We start from the raw sequence: 2,365 nt of genomic DNA, 5'->3' as shown, positions 1-2,365 counted from the left end.
GCGGATCAGGCCGCCGGTGGGCTGGTAGAAGCCGGTCAGGCAGTTGAACACGGTGGTCTTGCCGGCGCCGTTCGGGCCGATCATCGAGACCACCTGCTTTTCCTCGACCTTCAGGTTGACGCCGTTGACGGCCAGCAGGCCGCCGAAGCGCATGGTCAGGCCGCTCACTTCGAGAATCGGTCGGCTCATGGCTTCAGCTCCAGGTGCGGGCGTTGCATCGGCAGCAGTCCCTGGGGACGCCAGATCATCATCACGATCATGGTCAGGCCGAAGATCAGCATGCGGTATTCGTTGAACCCGCGCATTTCCTGGAGCAGCACCATCACCACCGCGGCGAGTATCACGCCGAGCTGCGAACCCATGCCGCCGAGCACGACGATCGCAAGGATCATCGCCGACTCGATGAAGGTGAAGGACTCAGGCGTCACCAGGCCCTGGCGGGCGGCGAAGAAGCTGCCGGCGAAACCGGCGAAGCTGGCGCCGATGGTGAAGGCGGAGAGCTTGACGATGGTCGGGTTGAGACCGAGAGCGCGGCAGGCCACTTCGTCCTCGCGCAGCGCTTCCCAGGCGCGACCGATCGGCATGCGCATCAGCCGGTTGATCACGAACAGGGCCAGCAGCACCAGCAGCAGGGCCACCACGTAGAGCAGGATGACCTTGTAGTTGGTGTTGTAGGCGATGCCGAAGAACTCGTGGAAGGTCTGCATGCCTTCCGGCGCGCGGCGTTCGAAGGTCAGGCCGAACAGGGTCGGCTTGGGGATCGAGCCGATGCCGTTGGGGCCGCCGGTGATCTCGGTCATGTTGCGCAGCAGGATGCGGATGATCTCGCCGAAGCCGAGGGTCACGATCGCCAGGTAGTCGCCGCGCAGGCGCAGCACCGGGAAGCCGAGGAGGAAGCCGAACAGCGCGGCCATCATCCCGGCGATCGGCAGGGCGGTCCAGAAGCCGAACCCGGCGTACTCGGCGAGCAGCGCGTAGGTGTAGGCACCTACCGCGTAGAAGCCGACGTAGCCGAGATCGAGCAGGCCGGCCAGGCCGACCACGATGTTCAGGCCGATGCCGAGCATCACGTAGATCAGGATCAGGGTGGCGATGTCCACCGCCCCGCGCGAGGCGAAGAACGGCCAGACGAAAGCCACCACGACCAGGGCGAGGACCGCCCAGCGCTGGGTCGATGGCAGGCTGAGGAAGTTCTTCAGGCCGCTGCCGTTGACCTTGTAGCCGACGCCGCGACCCAGCTTGAGCGGGATGCGGTCGCGGAACAGCTGCCAGACGAACATGGCCAGGGCGGCCGCGGCGATGGTCCAGAGGGTCTGCGCATCGGCGCCGAGGACCTCGAGCTTGATGCCGACGGTGCGCAGCTTCAGGCCTAGGATCGGATAGGACACCAGGATCACGAGGAGGGCGCTGAACAGCGCGCGCTTGAGGGACTGGCTCATACTTTTTCCACCTCCGGACGACCGAGGATGCCGGTAGGTCGGAACAGCAGCACCAGGATCAGCAGGCCGAAGGCCACCACGTCCTTGTACTGGTCGCCGAACACGTCGGCGCCGAAGGCTTCGGCGACGCCCAGCAGCAGGCCGCCGAGCATGGCGCCGGGGATGCTGCCGATGCCGCCGAGCACCGCGGCGGTGAACGCCTTGATCCCGGCGAGGAAGCCGATCCCGGGGTTGATCACGCCGTACTGCATGCCCAGCAGCACCGCGGCGACGGCGGCCAGGGCGGCGCCGATGACGAAGGTGAGGGCGATGATGTTGTTGCTGTTGATACCCAGCAGGTTGGTCATCTTCAGGTCCTCGGCGCAGGCGCGGCAGGCGCGGCCCAGGCGAGAGCGGGAGATGAACAGGGTGAGGCCGAACATCACCAGGAAGGTGACGACGAAGATCAGGATCTGCATATAGGAGATCACCACGCCGTTCATGCTGCTTTCGCCGAACACGAAGTTGCCGGGCAGCAGGGTCGGGATGGCCTTTTCCTTGGAGTCCTGCGAGAGCATCACGGCGTTCTGCAGGAAGATCGACATGCCGATCGCGGAGATCAGCGGGATCAGGCGGTTGCCGCCGCGCAACGGGCGGTAGGCGACCCGCTCGATGCTGTAGCCGAAGGCACTGGTGACGATGATGCTGGCGGCGAACGCGGCGAGCATCATCAGCGGAACGCTGTCCAGCCCCATCATCGCCAGCAGGGTGATGGCGATGAAGGCGATGTACGAGCCGATCATGTACACCTCGCCGTGGGCGAAGTTGATCATGCCGATGATGCCGTAGACCATGGTGTAGCCGATCGCGATCAGCGCATAGGTGCTGCCGACGGTCAGGCCGTTAACCAATTGTTGTAGGTAATGATAAATCTCGGGCATGGGACT

The 2,365-nt window shown here is 64.9% G+C and carries 3 protein-coding genes; all 3 read right to left on the bottom strand.

Annotation, left to right across the window (positions count from 1 at the left end):
* Positions 1-189, bottom strand: a 189-nt coding sequence (locus tag CR162_RS21845; RefSeq protein WP_141563296.1) for an ATP-binding cassette domain-containing protein, incomplete at its 3' end; no start/stop codon positions are given.
* Entirely contained in the window at positions 186-1,439 is a 1,254-nt protein-coding gene (locus CR162_RS21840; RefSeq protein WP_003082131.1) for a high-affinity branched-chain amino acid ABC transporter permease LivM, read from the bottom strand. The genes CR162_RS21845 and CR162_RS21840, both read right to left, overlap by 4 nt.
* The coding region (gene livH, locus CR162_RS21835; protein WP_456316226.1) for a high-affinity branched-chain amino acid ABC transporter permease LivH at positions 1,436-2,365 on the bottom strand (930 nt) is incomplete at its 5' end. The genes livH and CR162_RS21840, both read right to left, overlap by 4 nt.

Source organism: Teichococcus rhizosphaerae (assembly GCF_002631185.1).
Taxonomy (GTDB): Bacteria; Pseudomonadota; Alphaproteobacteria; order Acetobacterales; family Acetobacteraceae; genus Pseudoroseomonas; species Pseudoroseomonas rhizosphaerae.
Note: the sequence above shows the minus strand (reverse complement) of the source record. Positions and strands in the feature narration are given on the sequence as shown.

Bases quoted from the DNA above. Each gene is read 5' to 3' on its own strand.
- CR162_RS21840 (WP_003082131.1), bottom strand. From the start codon at position 1,439: ATGAGCCAGTCCCTCAAGCGCGCGCTGTTCAGCGCCCTCCTCGTGATC.